The following is a 15,671-nucleotide window of genomic DNA, read 5'->3' as shown; positions in this document are numbered from 1 at the left end:
CGTCTTGCCTGTTCCTGGCGGGCCGTACAGCAGCACGCCTTTTGGCGCCTCAATGCCAAGTTTCTCGAATATCTCCGGGTGCCTCAATGGCAGCTCTATCATCTCGCGCACCTTCTGGATCTCCTCCTTCAGGCCGCCGATGTCCTCGTAGGTGACCTGGGGTACGCCCCTCATGGTCTCGCCCTTTTCAGCTATGTGGAATATCGTCTTTTGAGTGACAAGAACCGCGTCTGCGGCCGGCGTGACGCCGATTACCTGGAAGGTGAGCCTGCCTCCAAAGTACGGCACCATCACGTTGTCGCCCTTGATAAGTGGAACGCTTTCTAGCGCGTCTGCAAGATAGCGCTCGTCGATTGGCGGTATAGCCTCAAGCGGAGCGACTATGACCTTCTCGGCCGGGACCGCCTTTATCTTCTTGACAGTCACGGTGTCGCCGATTGCGATCCCAGCGTTGTTCCTCACTAGGCCGTCAACGCGAATAATCCCCTTACCCTCGTCTGATGGGTAAAGCGGTAAACACTTGGCAACCGTCCTGCGTTTGCCCCTAATCTCAATAACGTCGCCAGTTGATGCGCCCAGCGAGTCCATCGAGTCGTAGTCAATCCTGGCCACGCCCCTACCGACGTCTCGGGTATACGCTTCAAGAACCTTTAGTGACAGAGTATTCTGGCTCACACTAACACCTTTGCCTCTACTTGTCTTTATACCTTTATTATCTTTGCCCGGCACAAAAAAACATGAATGTTTGGTTCCGGCCTTTTCAATTTTTTTCAAATCAAAGCATTTTTGTGCTCATTTTTGGCATGCAGAGCCCCAAGAATGCGGCGCCCGTAAAGGATTATAACTTGCCCAAGCCAACTTGCTTTGAATTGGAAAAACAGGATACCCAGCCCATATTGCCGGGGGAACAGCTTGCCTCGATTGAAGAGTTCGAAGGCGGCAAGAACACTTACCTGGCACCCGACGGCACGGTAAGGTCGGCGGCCATTGGAGCCAAGGTGTACGACCTTAAGAGGCGCGTGATCAAGATAGAGCCCAAGAACGCGCCGACGTTGCCAAAGGTGGGAGACATCATTGTGGGATACGTCGAAATGATATTTGCCAGCATGGTGTCAGTCAAGGTACTTTACATAAACGGCGCAAGATCGATTTCAGGCTACTCTGCAATCGCCTCAATGAGGGTAGGCCGGGACAGGCGTGACAGGCCTGTATTCCGCACCGGCGATATCATCCGCGGACGTGTCACGAGCCTGCTCAACTCCACAGTGCACCTTACAATGGCAGAAAAAGAGTTTGGCGTTCTTTACACGCTCTGCTTCATGTGCGGAGGCGACACCGTCAGGGTGAACGACACCGTCAAGTGCATCGAATGCGGCGCGTGGGAGCCCCGCAAGGTGACCCACGACTACGGCAAGGAAGCGGTCAGGCAGATACACAGGGCGGGCAAGTAGCCCAGATGGCAGCAAGGGTTGCCTTTCAGGGAGAACGCGGGGCGTACGGCGAGATGGCCGCCCTACAGTACTTCCCCGGCGCAATCCTCATGCCGCTGAAATCCTTTGCAGACGTCTTTGAGGCCGCTGAAAGGAAAAAGGTGGCTTACGCCGTCATTCCGGTCGAGAACTCGATAGAAGGAAGCGTCGGCGAAGTCTATGACCTGTTGTTGCTCACGAAATTAAAAGCTGTAGGCGAAGTGTATCATAGAGTGCACCACTGCCTGATAGCAAACCGGGGCGTCAAGATTTCGGAGATAAAGTCTGTGTATTCGCACCCGCAGGCGCTTGGCCAGTGCAGGGGCTACTTGCGCAGGAAAAAGCTCGAGCCTTTGATGGCGTACGACACCGCGGGTGCTGTCAAGATGATAAAGGACCAAAAGCTGAAAGGCGCTGCTGCGATAGCAAGCCGGCGCGCCGCCGAGCTTTACGGCATGGAAGTGCTGGCAGAAGGGATAGAAGATAGGAAGAACAACTACACCCGCTTCCTCGTCCTCGCACCTGGCGCCGACAGGCGGGTAGGCAAGGACTACAAGACGTCGATCATGTTCTCTGTCAAACACGTGCCCGGCGCGCTGTTTGGGATACTGGGCGAGTTTGCCCTGCGCAGGCTCAACCTGACAAAGATAGAGTCCCGGCCCACAAAGGAGACGCCGTGGGAGTACAACTTTTACGTGGATTTTGAGGGCCACCAAGGCAACAGGGCCGTAAAGCAGGTCCTTTCGGCGGTAAGGTCCAAGACGTCGTACCTGAAGGTGCTCGGCTCGTACAAAAAGGCGAGCTTTTAGCGCCGGCGGAACCTAAGGCTCAGGCCCACCACGATTACGCCCGTTATGATGAGCATCATTGGCCCTGTGAACCCGAGCGGGCCGGCCTTTGTCTGCGCCGTGCCGGTTATGACCACGTCGGAGTCGCCGGTGTTCTTTATTGTTATCCTGTACTCGCCCGGCTTGCTCGCCGTCAGGCCGTAGCGATAGTCTGTCTGGTCTTTCACGGATGTAAGGGTGTTCTCATCGGGGTCCTGCGCGGTAAAGTCAAAGGTGGAACCTGCCGCGTGTATCGAGAGACTGTTGCCTTCGTCCATCTCTGGCGTGATTTCGTCTGAAAGGCCGGGCCCAAGTGTGTTGTCAAGCGGGACCTTGACTGCCACGCCGGAATAGATGGAGGCAGCTACGCCGACTGCGATAAACACCGCGCCAGCAGCCAGCATCGCGTAAAAGGTCTTTTGCGACAAATCTACATCACGTCTACGTCGTGTGGCTGGCTTTCCATGTAGCCTGCCGGCGACATCCTGACGAATTCTGCGTTCTTTTGCATCTCCAGGATTGTCTTGGCGCCGCAGTAGCTAAGGCCCGAGCGCAGGCCTCCTGCCAGCTGCCTGACTATTTCGACGACGCTCCCCTTGTAGGGCACCATCGCCTCGATGCCCTCGGGCACGTAGTCGTTGAGGTCGTCAGACTCGACCACCTGCGGCCCCTCTTCCCTATATTTTCTGCCAAGCGACGCCATGTATGACGCCATGCCCCGGTACATCTTGAATTTCTTGCCGTTTTTCACAAGCGTCTTGCCCGGGCTCTCGTCGGTTCCACCGAAGAGGCTGCCTACCATGACTGAAGACGCGCCGGCTGCAAGCGCCTTTGTCACGTCGCCCGAAGTCCGGACGCCGCCGTCTGATATGACCGGGATGTCGTATTCTTTTGCGGCCTTGACCGCGTCTATGACTGCTGTCAGTTGCGGAACGCCCGAGCCGGTGACGACTCTAGTAATGCATATCGAGCCCGAGCCCACGCCGACCTTGACCGCGTCCACGCCAGCCTTTATCAGGTCCCGGGCGCCCTCGCCGGTGGCGACGTTGCCTGCTATGAGGTCGCAGCTGGGAAAGGCCTTCTTTATCATGCGGACGGTGTTGATGGCGTTGTCGCTATGGCCGTGCGCGATGTCGACTACGAGCGTGTCAGCGCCAGCCTCGAGCAGCGCCTCCGTCCTCTCTAGATAATCGCCCTTGACGCCGACTGCCGCGCCGGCGAGCAAGCGGCCCTTCCTGTCCTTTGCCGCGTAAGGATAGTCCTCCATCTTTTGGATGTCCTTGCTGGTTATCAGGCCGGCTACCTTGCCCTTGGCGTCGACCAGCGGCAGTTTTTCAATCCTGTACTTGTGCAGGATCTCCTTTGCCTGCTCTATGGTCGTGCCGGCCTTGGCTGTGATGACGTCTTTTGTCATCAGCTCTGACACCTTGCGCCTGTGGTTATTTTCAAAAGTGATGTCGCGCCGGGTTATGATGCCGACGAGTTTGCCCGCCTCTTCGACGAGCATCCCGGAGACTTCGTACTCGGCCATCTTTTTCTTCAGATCGGTAACCGTCATGTCCTGGCTGACGGTGTAAGGCTGCTCTATGACAACGGATTCGGAGCGCTTGACCCTCAGTATCTCGTCCACCTGGTCCTCAATGGTCATGAACCGGTGGATTATCCCGATGCCTCCTTCCCTTGCAAGCGCGATTGCCATGTGCGCCTCTGTCACGGTGTCCATGTTGGCGCTCACCAGCGGTATGTTGAGGTTTATTTTTCGCGAAAGCCTTGTCTTGAGGTCGGTTTGAGTGCGCGAGATGATAGGCGATCTTTTCGGGACAAGAAGCACGTCGTCGAACGTGAGACCTTCTTTAAAGTCCAACTATTCCCTTCCTGTCTAGTCAGCTAAAAGCGTTATAAGCGTTTGCCAGCTAGCGCAAAAGCTCCAGCATCGCAAGCGCCTGTACAGTCTCTTTCGCGCTGTGAGTCCTTATCACGCTGGCACCGTTAATTACTGCCACGATTTCGCACGCAATTGAAGGCACAAGGCACTTTTTTGCTTCCAGGTTCAGAAGGTGCCCTATGAACGACTTTCTCGAAACAGAGACGCACACCGGGGCCAGCCTGGCAATTTTATCGATATTTGACAGGACCTGCAGGTCGCGCGCATACCAGGGCAGGTCGGTCATTTTCGTGAAAAAAGGATTCTTGCCCTCGCCCCTGAAAAAGCCGATTGAGGGGTCGACTATGACATCGCTTATGCCGGCCTTTTTCGCGATTGCTATGGTCTCCTTCAGTGCCTTAAGCGTGCCCGCGACGTTACCCCTGGCAGGCGCGCTGCTGTAGGCACCGGCTATGACTGGCAGGCCGGCCTTTGCAACCACCTTGGTCATCTTGCGGTCGTACTTTAATCCCGTCACGTCGTTTATCGCGTCTGCCCCTGCTTTTGCGGCCGCCCCTGCCACTTCAGCGCGAGGCGTGTCGACTGAAACTGGCAGGCTGCAGGCAGATTTGGCCGCCAACAGCGCCTCTGTCATCCGCCGTATCTCCTCTTTCGCCGGTATCATCGTCTCGAGGTAAGGCGCGGTTGACATGGCGCCGATGTCTATGATGTGCGCTCCAGCCTCCTGCATCTCCCTGGCGGCTTCTGCAATTTCCGTTGCGCCGACCCTGACAGAGCCCTTGTAGAACGACTCGGGGCTTACGTTGATTATGCCCATCACTTTCACATGTGAACCCCCGCCAACCTCGACCTGGCCTATCTTCAACGCAGTAACGCGGCCGCAAGTGCGCTTTAAACCAGATGGTTACAAAAACTCAAAAGGCGGCTGGAGCCCAGAAAAGGACATGGATTTTGCAAAGCTTTGCGAACAGGTTTTTGCGCTGAACGACGACGTAAGGTACGCCGCGGTCATCGACGACATGGGCGCGGTTATTGCGGGCGGGATGCGCAAGGGCATCGACTCGATAACTGACCAGAGCAACGACGAGCTTTATCTTGCGCAGACTGCGCTCCGCAAGTCTATGAGGCACAAGTTTGATGACACGATGGGAAAGGCGCGGTTTGCCTACGTCGAGCGGGACAAGATATCGCTCCTGACGTTTTTCATGGACGGGCATACACTTGTCCTGACGCTTGAGCCGAACCTAGACTCGCACACGGCTATGGACATCGCCGAGGACACGCTTGAGATACTGAACGGCAAGTCCTAGCAGGCAAGCAGGATCTTGCCCGCGTGACGGCCCTGCTCCATCCTTTCCTGGGCTTGCCGCGCCTGCGCAAGCGGGAAGATGGAGTCTATTACCGGCCGGATCTTTTTTGCCTCCACAAATTTTGCAAGTTCAACCAGCTGCTTTTTCGTGCCCATAAGTGCGCCGGTCATCGTAACTTGCTTGCTGTAAAACATTCGCACCGGCACAGTCGCGTCGTTGCCCGACGTCATACCGCAGACTGCCATCCTGCCGCCGGCCTTGAGAGCGGCCATACTTGTTTGCCAAGTCGCCGCGCCCACGTGGTCTATTACTATGTCGACTCCGCCCGTTAGTTTCACGACTTCGTCGGCAATGTCTGCCGTTTGCGAGCGGTCGATGACGTGGTACACGCCAAGGCGCCTCGCAAATTCTACCTTGTCGCCGCCGGAGGCAGTGGTGACTATTTTCGAGACGCCAAGCGCTCGGGCAAGTTGTATCGTAGCCATACCGACGCCGGAGGCCGCGCCGTAGACAAGGAGCGACCTGCCTTTCCCCGCGCCGTTGGTCTTGAGCATGTTCCACGCGACCAGGTACGAGACAGCAAGCGCGGCGGCGACTTCGCTTTTCATCCTGCCAAGTCTTATCACGTTCCTAGCCGGGACGGCCACCTGCTCGGCGTAGCCTCCTTGGTGGTCGCTCATGCCACCGATGATGGCAAACTGGCTGCAGAGGTTTTCCCTGTCGGCCCTGCAGTGCGCGCAGCGCCCGCAGCTTTTCCCGGGATAGACCATGACGCACTCGCCTTCCAGCACACCGTGGGCAGTCCTGCTCACCGTGCCGACGATGTCGCAGCCGCAGATGTGCGGCAGTTTTATCTTTTTGCCGGCGATGCCCATCCGGGTCCAGATGTCCAGGTGGTTCACGCCGCAGTACTCTACGTCTATCGCAATGTCGCCCCTTGCCGGGACAGGATCGGGGAAATCCTCGTGCCGCAGGACGTTAGCGGACCCATGCTCGTAGAAAGTTACTGCCTTCATTTCCTGATCAGGTTGTGCATCGAGATGAGGTCGGCTGCAAAAGGTGCCAGGTTGTCAGGCACGGCGATGTCGATTGGGTCTTTTAACGAGAGGGGCCTGCCTGTCTCTTGCGATACGGTCTCCTTCTTTTTGTTCCAGACCTGCGAGTTGAAATCAGATATCGCTTTTGTGAATTTGGCCATCTCGATTTCAGTCTTGGAGGCGCCTGGCAGCTCCTGCAGGTGAACGCTCTTTTCAGAATACATCTTGGTCCACAGCTCTTCTGCGATGAAAGGTGTCATGGGGGCGAGCAGGAGCAAGAGCGTCGAGAGAACCTTGTGCAATGTATACAACGCTGACGCGTGCCCGGGCTTGTCCTCATATGCCCTGCCCTTGACCATCTCTATATAGTGGGCGGCAAAGATGTTCCAGGTAAAGTCGCGGATGGCGTTTGCCGGCACGAAAAAATTGTACTCGTCGTAGCCGCGCCTGCACTCCTGCACGAGCCTTGAGAGTTCTGCGAGTATCCACTCGTCGGACGCCTCCAGCCTGTCAGGCTTCTCTTTGATGATATCAAATGACGAGAGGAACCTGCCAACGTTCCACAGCTTGCTCAAGAATTTCTGCGCGCCGGCTATCCTCTGCTCCGAGCAGCGAAAGTCGTATCCCAGATTGGCCTCGCTTGCAGACCAGAACCGGAATGTGTCCGCGCCGTACTTTTGGATTACCGGGAACGGGTCGATGACATTACCCTTGCTTTTGCTCATCTTTTCGCCCTTTTCGTCCACGCCGTAGCCCATTATCCAGGCGTCTGTCCAGGGCATCTTGCCGGTCAGCTGCACGCACCGGAGCATTGTGTAATGAAGCCACGTGCGTATGATGTCCTTTGCCTGCGGCCTGACCGAGGCAGGATAGGTGTAACCGTGCAGCTTGTTGTCGCTTCCAAATTTCGTGACAAAGAGTGGGCTTATCGATGAGTCCATCCAGGTGTCAAACGTGCGGTCCTCGCCCGTGAACTCGCTACCTCCGCACTTGGGGCAACTATCAAAGGGCGGGCTTTCTTTCCAGGGCCGGTAGTACTTGCCCGGCCTGGGCAATAGCGGCGATTTGCAAGAGTTGCAGTACCATATCGGGATCTCGGTGCCGTAAAACCGCCTTCTTGAAACAGGCCAGTCTATCACCACTGAGTCAAGCCAGTTTAACAAGATCTGCCGGTGCATCTCAGGGTGGAATTTCAGTTTCATTGCAAGCTCGCGCAGCTGCGGAATGTAATCGAGCTGCTTCACATAGTAGTCGTGCAGCGGAATGATTTCAATCGGCGTCTTGCTGCGCTCGCAAAGGGGCGTCCTGTGCATGATGCTCTCTTCCTTTTCCACGAAGTCGGCCGCCTTCAGGTCTTCTATGATGCGCGTGCGGGCCTGGTTTATGCGCAGGTTGGCGTACGGGCCTGCTGCCTCTGTCGTAATGCCGTTTTCAGACAGCGCGACTATCTCTTTCAACTGCAGTTCGCGGAACACCTGCACGTCGTTCTGGTCGCCGTACGAGCAGACCATGACAGCGCCCGAGCCGAATTCGGGCTTGGCAGAGTGGTGCGTTTTCACCGGGACTTCCCTACCGAAGATCGGGAGCACGACTGACTTGTTCTGGTAGTCCAAGTAGCGCTCGTCGTCGGGGTTGACTATGACTGCCTGGCATGCAAAGAGCAGCTCCGGTCGCGTCGAGGCGATAATAATGCTGTCGCTGGCGCCGGCAACCTTGAACTTCATGTGCAAAAGTTTCGTCGGCAGGTCGTCGTGGATTATCTCGGCGTCGGCTATCGTGGTGCCGCAGTCGGGGCAGTAGTTGTTCGGCCTGTTTGCGAGGTACACGAGCCCGCGGTTCCACAGCTCGATGAAGGTTGCCTGCGTTAATGCACGATATTCGTCAGAGTCGGTGCGATAGTAGTGGGCAAAATCGCCGGAGAGCCCCATGTTCTTCATTATCTGGAGCATTTCCGCTTCAAGGTCGTCCAATGCTCCTTTACATAAATCCAGAAATTTCTGCCGGTCCATCTGCCGCATTCGCACTTTGTATTTTTTCTCCGTGTAGATTTCTACGGGCAGACCATTCCTGTCTATGCCTATGGGAAAGAGCACGTTCTTGCCAGACATCCTTGCAGTCCGGGCAATCATGTCTATTTGCGCATAGTGCGCGGCGGCGCCCATATGCCAAGGCTTGCCCGAGGGGTAGGGCGGAGGTGTGTCTATGACAAACGCCGGCCTGCCGCTAATCTCAAAGCGATAAACGCCGTCATCCTGCCATTTCTTCAGGATGGCGCTTTCAATCTCGTGGTTCCACGACTTGGTCTCTATCTTGGGCTCCATCGGGCTTTTGCTGTCAAGCTGCCCCCAATGCCGTTATTAACGTTAACGCGGCCGTTCGGAAAAGATATTAATATTAACGAGGGCTCAACCCATTTCGTGAAATTCATCGACTGGTTCCCTTATTACCAGGATATTCGCGCCGAGTTTGGCTACAGCACAGAGAAGGACCAGGAGGCGGCAAGGGCGCTTTCCGCGATGATAAGGAAAAAGGCCCTCGACCCCAAGGTTCTGCGGAAAAAGCTGAAGGGCAGGAACGTGTTCGTGGTCGGGGCCGGCCCGAGCCTTGAGGATAACATCAAAGTTCTCAAGAAGAACAAGAACGCCGTGAAAATTGCAGCGGACGGCGCGGTGCAGGCGCTCCTGGAGAACAGGATAAGGCCCGACATTGTGGTCACAGACCTTGACGGCAATGCAGCAGCGCTGCAAAAGGCGGCGAATGGCGGCGCGATAATGGTGGTGCACGCGCACGGCGACAACACCGACGTGCTCAAAAAGCTGGTGCCGAAATTCAAGAAACTTGTGGGCACGACTCAGGTGATGCCGGTCGAAAACGTCCACAACTTTGGAGGCTTCACCGACGGCGACAGGTGTGTGTTTCTGGCGGAAGAATTCGGCGCAAAGAAGATAGTGCTTGTGGGCATGGACTTTGGCTCTCAGATAGGCAAGTACTCCAAGGAGAAGGTCAAAGACGCGGAGCTGAAAAAGCGCAAGATGCGGGCCGGCAAACGCCTGCTTAAAGTCCTCGCCAAGCAGTCGCGCTCGCAGTTGTTCGACACGTCAAGGAAGCCGATAAAGGGCTTTTATCCCTACTAGGCATGGTCAGCCAGCGCAAGGCTATAGCCATCATAGGCATGGTCTTCGCCGTTGCAGGCGGGGCCGCGTGGTTCTTTGAGCAGAAGATCCCGGCGTTCATCCTCTGGGGCGTCGCGGTGATAATAATGCTCAAGATAAACAGGAAAAGGCGGTAAAAACTATTATACCATTCAGGATCAAGAGGGCTTGCAGATGTCCGGCTTTTCCGAAGACGACGTGAGGCGCGCAGCCGAAATACGCGAGTGGCTCATGAAGCAAATAACAGACAAGCAGGAGGAGCTGGAGAGGCTGAGCGACACCCTTTCAGTCGTCGACAGCATACTAAAGCAGGGAAGTTTCCGCGCCGCCGCGACGCTTGCGTCCGAGCCCAAACTTGCGCCTGCCAAGCAAGCCATAGTCGCGTCGCCACCGGCAAAGCAGGTAAGCTTTGACCCCGGCAGGGACATGCGGCAGCTAAAGCGCGCCAAGGACGACTTTTTGCTCGCAACCGCCGAAGTGACTTCCAATGTGGTGATAATTACGCCAGCAGTCAGCCTCAATTCCAATACCCCGCCGTTCAAGTCGTTCTTCCTCAGCAGGATACTTGACGGCATGAAGGCCAAGGACGCCGAGAAGGTGTCTCAGGGCGCGCTCAAGGAACAGGACGCGCTCACGTACGCGGTTGACGAGGCGGGCGGGCAGATCAGGCGCATAACGGTAGGTAACTACCGCGACAAGGAACGACTGGGCGAGATATTCAACACGTCGACATGGGTATTTACGCGCATGCTGGAGAAGACAACGTAGGCATGTCCAGCGACAAGATGGACAAGATAGTAGTCCTCGATTTTGGCTCGCAGTACAGCCACCTTATCTGCCGGCGAATACGCGAGGCAAACGTCTACTGCGAGCTTCTCCCATATGACACTCCTGCGAAGGTGATAAAGGAGATGAACCCAAAGGGCATCATATTCTCCGGCGGGCCGGCAAGCGTGTACGCAAAGGGCGCACCCAAGCCTGACAAGAGGCTGTTTGAGATGGGCAAGCCCATCTTGGGAATATGCTACGGGCATCAGGTATTGGTTGATAGCTTTGGAGGCAAGGTAAAGAGGGCTGCAAGCCGCGAGTACGGCCGCGCAGGCCTGAAGATCGACGACAATTCTGATCTGTTCAGAGACCTTGGAAGTGGCATCAACTGCTGGATGAGCCACGGCGACGCCGCAGAGAAGGTGCCTGAGGGTTTCCATGTACTCGCGCACACGGACAACTCGCAGTATGCAGCCATTGGCAACAGGGAAAGAAAGTTCTACGGCATCCAGTTCCATCCCGAAGTGGTGCACACCGAGCGGGGCGTGCAGCTCCTGAAGAATTTTGCGCAGGAGATTAGCGGCGCAAAACCCGAATGGAACATGCAGAGCTTTATCGACACTACAATCAATGAAGTGCACGAGAAGGCGGGCAAAGAGCGCGTGCTTGCTGCAGTAAGCGGCGGCATCGACTCGACGACTGTTGCTGCGCTGTTGAATAAGGCGATTGGGAAGCAATTGTCGTGCGTCTTCATCAACCACGGGCTCTTGCGTGAGGGCGAGGAAAAGGAAGTCGTTAAATTGTTCAAAGAACATCTGGGCATCAACCTGATTTACGTCGATGCTGAAAAGAGGTTCCTTGCGCGCCTTAAAGGCGTCACCGAGCCGGAGAAAAAGCGCAAGATAATCGGCGACCAGTTTGCAAAAGAGTTTGTGACAGTTGCCAAAAAGCATGGGCCGTTCCAGTGGCTTGCGCAGGGCACACTTTACCCCGATGTCATTGAAAGCGGCGTGTCAAAGGGGCCGGCTGCTGTCATAAAAACACACCACAACGTAGGCGGATTGCCAAAGTGGCTGAAGCTGAAGATAATCGAGCCTTTGAGGTATCTGTACAAGGACGAGGTGAGAAAGGTCGCCGGGTTGCTTGGCGTTCCTGACGAATTGCTAAAGAGGCACCCGTTCCCAGGGCCGGGTCTCGCAGTCAGGGTGATTGGCTCGGTCACGCCTGACAAGATAAGGATAGCCAAGAAGGCAAGCAAGATCGTTGAAGACGAACTGAAAACAGCCGGCTATTACGACAGAGTGTGGCAGGCGTATGCGGCTGTGGGCGATGACAGGGCGGTTGGCGTTCTGGGCGACGAGCGCGTCTACGGCCATGTCGTCATGGTAAGGGTTGTCGAGTCGATAGACGCCATGACTGCCGACTGGACGCGCCTTCCGTACGAGCTTGTGGAGAAGATAAGCAACAGGATAACAAATGAGGTAGACGGCGCGACCTGGGTCACTTATGCGGTGTCGAGCAAGCCGCCGGCGACGATAGAGCCACAGTAAAAAAGAGAATCCCCCACTTTTGTGCTCAGAAATTTGACCTAAAGAATTTGCATAGAAGCATTATATTGTTAGCACGATAACCAAAGACAGTCGTTTTTGGCCAATCCACTCCGCCACATCAAAAAGAAGAGGATACGGGACCTGAACCACAAGATAGACCAAGTCCGGCTAAGGATGCGCAACAAGAAGGCCAAGCGGGACATCCCCAGGCTGCAAGCTGAGCTGAACGCGCTTTTCAAGCAAAAAGATGAAGCGATGAGGAGCAACTTGCAGGACAAGCTCATGAAAGTGGCGCAGCCAAAGCTCTGCCCCAAATGCAACGAGCGGATCGGAAAAGGATACCACATCTGCAAGGCATTGTCTAGTGCATAAACGAAAAAAGCCGCTTTAACTTGTACAGCATTCATGCTTGTTTTCACACCTGCATAAATCAGGCTCTTTGAGGCACGCTGGACATATCCGGACCCCGCAGCCTACGCACGTGCTATCAGACACATTACATGCCCAGTGCTTGCATTCTGCCGCCAATGATACTGGTACAGAGCGGTTGCAATTAAGCAAAAGCCCTAAAACGATGTTACCGATAATCGTCTCGCAGCTCGTCGTGCTTACGCTGGGGACGCTGCACAACAGGTTCCTTCTCGGTTGTATAGGCATAAGCATCGCGTTCTGGTGGCATATACTCGTCTACTTGGCGCTGGCAGTGATAGTCGTCGCCCCCGGCGGGACCGGCGAAGTCGTCAGAGCGCAGTTCATAAAGAGAGAGTCCAGCGCCCCCATACCGACCACCGCACTGCTCTATTTCGTCGAGCGCTTCCTTGACACGATGTCCATACTCAGATTCACAGTAATAGTGGACATCATTTCTGCAAGGATACTGACAGCAAGCTACTCGGAGACTACGCCTAAGATTTATTTCGTATGCGCACGTTGATATTTCAATGGGCTCTGACAGGCTGGCGCAGTTTTCAGGCCGCAAGTACATCAACCTTGAGACATACAGAAAGAGCGGGCAGGCAGTGGTAACGCCCGTGTGGTTCGTGACTGAAGGCGACAGGATAATAGTGGTGACAAGGAGTGAGACGGGGAAGGTTAAGCGCCTCCGCAACAACGACGGCGTGAGGATAATGCCGTGCGGCATGAGGGGCGATCCTCAGGGCGAGTGGACGCAGGGAAAGGGCAGGTTCCTGAACAAAGACGAGTTAGACGGGGCGCTTAAAGCGCGCAACAAAAAGTATGGATTCCAAGCCAAGCTTGCCGGGCTTTTTTCGTCCACCAAGGGCGAGCTCGCGGGGATCTCGATAGCGCTTGACTGATTCGGTAAAGATAGACATTTCGCGTCTGTGCGACTCGAGCAGGCCGGCGGTCATTGCTGCCCTTGACGCAAGAGAAGAGGGCGACAGCATAATCGCGTCCGGCACGCCGGCGCAGGTCAGACACGCTCTTGAGCAGGTGCTTCAGGAAGGATACGTCGTGGCGGAAAGCACCGACAACCCGGCCGTGCTTGCAGTATTGAAAGAGGGTGACATTGAGCAGCTCGGATTGTATCTATGCGGCTACTGTGGGATGATTTTCCATAATGATGTCGAGAGAAACGTCCACCAGCGAGCGCATTATTTCGGATTTGGTTGACATCGTCGATAGCCTGACTAAATTAGTATAACCTAGGATGTAGAAAATACATGAAATCATCCATGTTACACATTAATCTAGTGATTTATATAGCTAATTTCAACATAATGTAAAAACAAAAGCCTTTAATACGAAAAATTGGATAATGCGTCTATGAAGCTGCCGAGAAACGATGCTTAACGTTGGCGCTTGGCGGCTACGAAAGCAAAACTGCGTCAAATGGTAAAAACCGCGACTTTAACGGCATGGGCTGTAACAGGTCGTGACGCGGGATCGCCAAGCGCCTAATACCCCCTTTTGCCCAAGAAATTTAAGCGGTTCATTCCTTCCAAGGCGTAGTGAACACCAAGGTTGTCGCAGGTGCAGCGCTTGCCGCTACCGTCGTCTATTTTGCGCTGGTGGTGTACGCCCTGCCCCAGCCGTACTCGCTGACACTTTCGTCACCTAGGCCGGCGCCGGTGATAACCAGCGTGTCGCTTTCCGACGATGTCATCGCGCTGGGCGGCGAGTTTTCAATAAGGGTAAGCGCGGCTAACAGAGGCGACTCTGCTGATTTGCAATTGGTATCCATCGCGTTTCCAAACGCAACTAGGGCAGACGTCGCAACAGTTAGGGATCATAATTTCAAGCAGATGCCGCTTTTCATATGGCCGGGCGACGAGATAGGCGCCGGATACATAGGCACCCAGAGGATGGTGGTTGCAAATTACCCTGCTGTCGAGGCGATGAGCCGGCCGTGGGAACCGGGCGAGGCCTTCAATATCGATTTGTCGGTCAGGCCTGAGAGCGAGGGCAGGTTCGTGGTGTTCGTCAAGGCAGTCGGCCTGCCACACAGCGGCGACCAGGCGCACTATCCCGCCGGCGGCATAGTAGACCAGCAGGACGAATATGTCGCCATGTACGAGGTCCAGGTGACAAAGGCTTAAAATTCTCGAAAGAGGCATGATTGCCGTTGAACTACCAGCGCGGCCTTGACAGTATGCACGAGTCGGCAAGAAGGCTCGTCGCAGGCTATGTCATTGTAAGCCTCGGTATTCTGCTTGCAATCTCGGGCGGTACGTGGGACGTCACGAACCACCTGCTCAACAAGCCCGAGACGTTCTTTTCGCCTCCCCACGCGGCGCTTTATTCTGGGACGGGCGCGGCGCTTGCCGGTGCCATAATTGTCATTTCGACATCGCGCGCTACCAAAAGGACTGACTGGCCCGCAAAACTCGTCCTTGTCGGGATCTCGCTTTTGTTTGCCGCAGGCCCGATTGATTTTGCGTGGCATTCGACATTCGGCCTTGACGGGTTGCTTTCGCCGCCGCATTCAGTACTGGTAAGCGGCATGGTCGCAAGCAGCATGGGGGCGGCAATCGGAATTGCGACCGCATATCCGAGCCTTCAGTGCAAGGCGCCGCCGCTGCCCCTCATAACAGCGGCAATTCTTCCCGTGTGGCTGTCTGCGGCAGGGGCGATACACATGTTCTCGCTGCCGTTCTCCAAGACAGGCTTTTACGACTTTAACCCCGACCCGCTGGCCGGTGCCATATTGGCAACTATAGGCTTTCCAGTAATCACCGCCGCCGTCATGGCCGCGTCGTCGACGCTTTTCGGACGTAGGTTTGGCGCTGCAACGGCTATTGCCTCGTCGTTCATTCTGGTGGGCACCCTGACTTCGATTCTGCCAAACGACGCGCTCTGGTCCACGATACCGCTCTACATCACTGCAATAGTCCCTCTTGCTTGCGCCGACGCAATCCTCTCGCGCTGGAAGTCGCCTTATTCGGTTCTGGTGGCCGGAGCGATTATCGGCCTTGCGTTCATCGTGCTGTACTACCCGCTCATAACGCACACCTACAACAAGGAACTGCAAAAGGACAGGACGGTGTGGGCAAGCTTGACCGCTCTAATCTACTTTGACATGCTCGGGACGGTGTTCCTGCTCGTCGCTGTGCCGGCGGCCTGCACAGGAATAGTGGGCGCGGTAGTCGGGCACAGGATGGCGCAGAGGGCCCAACTTGCTGTTTTGAAATAAAGATAAATGCTTGGCCGGCGT

Annotated in this window: 18 protein-coding genes and 1 pseudogene; 13 read left to right on the top strand and 6 right to left on the bottom strand. The window is 55.5% G+C overall.

Annotated features, from left to right (window positions below; genetic code table 11):
- Positions 1-675, bottom strand: a pseudogene (locus VGA14_RS03990) (AAA family ATPase); the annotation flags it as partial.
- A gap of 194 nt (positions 676-869) precedes the next feature.
- Between VGA14_RS03990 and VGA14_RS03985 the strand changes: the two are divergent.
- Both VGA14_RS03985 and pheA read left to right on the top strand, forming a co-directional pair.
- Positions 870-1,451, top strand: coding sequence for an exosome complex RNA-binding protein Csl4 (locus VGA14_RS03985; RefSeq protein ID WP_331002454.1), 582 nt, complete (start codon positions 870-872; stop codon positions 1,449-1,451).
- A gap of 5 nt (positions 1,452-1,456) precedes the next feature.
- Positions 1,457-2,278: a prephenate dehydratase gene (gene pheA, locus VGA14_RS03980; protein WP_331002453.1), complete on the top strand. Its 822-nt coding sequence runs from the start codon at positions 1,457-1,459 to the stop codon at positions 2,276-2,278.
- On the opposite strand, the gene VGA14_RS03975 is transcribed toward pheA, so the two are convergent.
- Genes VGA14_RS03975 through folP form a run of 3 tightly spaced genes read right to left on the bottom strand, consistent with a single transcriptional unit; the run spans position 2,275 to position 5,046 of the window.
- Positions 2,275-2,724, bottom strand: a complete 450-nt coding sequence (locus VGA14_RS03975) for a hypothetical protein (protein ID WP_331002452.1) — start codon at positions 2,722-2,724, stop codon at positions 2,275-2,277. The two genes, pheA and VGA14_RS03975, sit on opposite strands and share 4 nt — an antisense overlap.
- 2 nt (positions 2,725-2,726) lie before the next feature.
- Positions 2,727-4,160 carry an IMP dehydrogenase gene (guaB, locus tag VGA14_RS03970; protein WP_331002451.1) on the bottom strand — a complete coding sequence of 478 codons (1,434 nt, stop codon included), beginning with the start codon at positions 4,158-4,160 and terminating at the stop codon, positions 2,727-2,729.
- Between the two features lie 49 nt (positions 4,161-4,209).
- On the bottom strand, positions 4,210-5,046 hold the full coding sequence (folP, locus tag VGA14_RS03965; RefSeq protein ID WP_331002450.1) for a dihydropteroate synthase: 837 nt from the start codon (positions 5,044-5,046) through the stop codon (positions 4,210-4,212).
- A gap of 79 nt (positions 5,047-5,125) precedes the next feature.
- Here folP and VGA14_RS03960 point away from each other — a divergent pair, with 79 nt between their 5' ends.
- Complete coding sequence (locus VGA14_RS03960) at positions 5,126-5,491, top strand: DUF6659 family protein (protein WP_331002449.1); 366 nt, start codon at positions 5,126-5,128, stop codon at positions 5,489-5,491.
- Here VGA14_RS03960 and VGA14_RS03955 read toward each other — a convergent pair.
- Positions 5,488-6,507, bottom strand: a complete 1,020-nt coding sequence (locus VGA14_RS03955; protein WP_331002448.1) for a zinc-binding dehydrogenase — start codon at positions 6,505-6,507, stop codon at positions 5,488-5,490. The two genes, VGA14_RS03960 and VGA14_RS03955, sit on opposite strands and share 4 nt — an antisense overlap.
- A complete protein-coding gene (locus tag VGA14_RS03950) occupies positions 6,504-8,849 on the bottom strand; it encodes a valine--tRNA ligase (RefSeq protein ID WP_331002447.1) in 2,346 nt (781 codons plus the stop codon). The genes VGA14_RS03955 and VGA14_RS03950 overlap by 4 nt, the downstream gene beginning before the upstream one ends.
- A 96-nt stretch (positions 8,850-8,945) precedes the next feature.
- Between VGA14_RS03950 and VGA14_RS03945 the strand changes: the two genes are divergently transcribed.
- From VGA14_RS03945 to VGA14_RS03900, 10 genes are all read left to right on the top strand, one after another.
- Positions 8,946-9,662 carry a 6-hydroxymethylpterin diphosphokinase MptE-like protein gene (locus VGA14_RS03945; protein WP_331002446.1) on the top strand — a complete coding sequence of 239 codons (717 nt, stop codon included), beginning with the start codon at positions 8,946-8,948 and terminating at the stop codon, positions 9,660-9,662.
- A gap of 2 nt (positions 9,663-9,664) precedes the next feature.
- The gene (locus tag VGA14_RS03940; RefSeq protein WP_331002445.1) at positions 9,665-9,817 is read left to right on the top strand and encodes a hypothetical protein; all 153 of its coding nucleotides are present in this window, start codon (positions 9,665-9,667) and stop codon (positions 9,815-9,817) included.
- 37 nt (positions 9,818-9,854) lie between these two features.
- Entirely contained in the window at positions 9,855-10,448 is a 594-nt protein-coding gene (locus VGA14_RS03935) for a hypothetical protein (protein WP_331002444.1), read from the top strand.
- Between the two features lie 17 nt (positions 10,449-10,465).
- Entirely contained in the window at positions 10,466-11,998 is a 1,533-nt protein-coding gene (gene guaA / locus VGA14_RS03930) for a glutamine-hydrolyzing GMP synthase (RefSeq protein ID WP_349257135.1), read from the top strand.
- Positions 11,999-12,094: 96 nt separating this feature from the next.
- Positions 12,095-12,370 (top strand): hypothetical protein, encoded by a 276-nt coding sequence (locus tag VGA14_RS03925; protein ID WP_331002442.1) that lies wholly within the window; start codon positions 12,095-12,097, stop codon positions 12,368-12,370.
- 202 nt (positions 12,371-12,572) lie between these two features.
- Positions 12,573-12,932 carry a hypothetical protein gene (locus VGA14_RS03920; RefSeq protein WP_331002441.1) on the top strand — a complete coding sequence of 120 codons (360 nt, stop codon included), beginning with the start codon at positions 12,573-12,575 and terminating at the stop codon, positions 12,930-12,932.
- Positions 12,933-12,939: 7 nt separating this feature from the next.
- Positions 12,940-13,314 carry a PPOX class F420-dependent oxidoreductase gene (locus tag VGA14_RS03915; RefSeq protein WP_331002440.1) on the top strand — a complete coding sequence of 125 codons (375 nt, stop codon included), beginning with the start codon at positions 12,940-12,942 and terminating at the stop codon, positions 13,312-13,314.
- The gene (locus VGA14_RS03910; protein WP_331002439.1) at positions 13,307-13,630 is read left to right on the top strand and encodes a hypothetical protein; all 324 of its coding nucleotides are present in this window, start codon (positions 13,307-13,309) and stop codon (positions 13,628-13,630) included. The genes VGA14_RS03915 and VGA14_RS03910 overlap by 8 nt, the downstream gene beginning before the upstream one ends.
- A 338-nt stretch (positions 13,631-13,968) precedes the next feature.
- Positions 13,969-14,556, top strand: a complete 588-nt coding sequence (locus VGA14_RS03905; RefSeq protein ID WP_331002438.1) for a hypothetical protein — start codon at positions 13,969-13,971, stop codon at positions 14,554-14,556.
- Positions 14,557-14,582: 26 nt separating this feature from the next.
- Complete coding sequence (locus VGA14_RS03900; protein ID WP_331002437.1) at positions 14,583-15,650, top strand: hypothetical protein; 1,068 nt, start codon at positions 14,583-14,585, stop codon at positions 15,648-15,650.
- Positions 15,651-15,671 lie beyond the last annotated feature (21 nt).

This window comes from Nitrososphaera sp. (assembly GCF_036397675.1).
Lineage (GTDB): Archaea > Thermoproteota > Nitrososphaeria > Nitrososphaerales > Nitrososphaeraceae > Nitrososphaera.
This window is presented reverse-complemented; position numbering and strand designations above follow the sequence as displayed.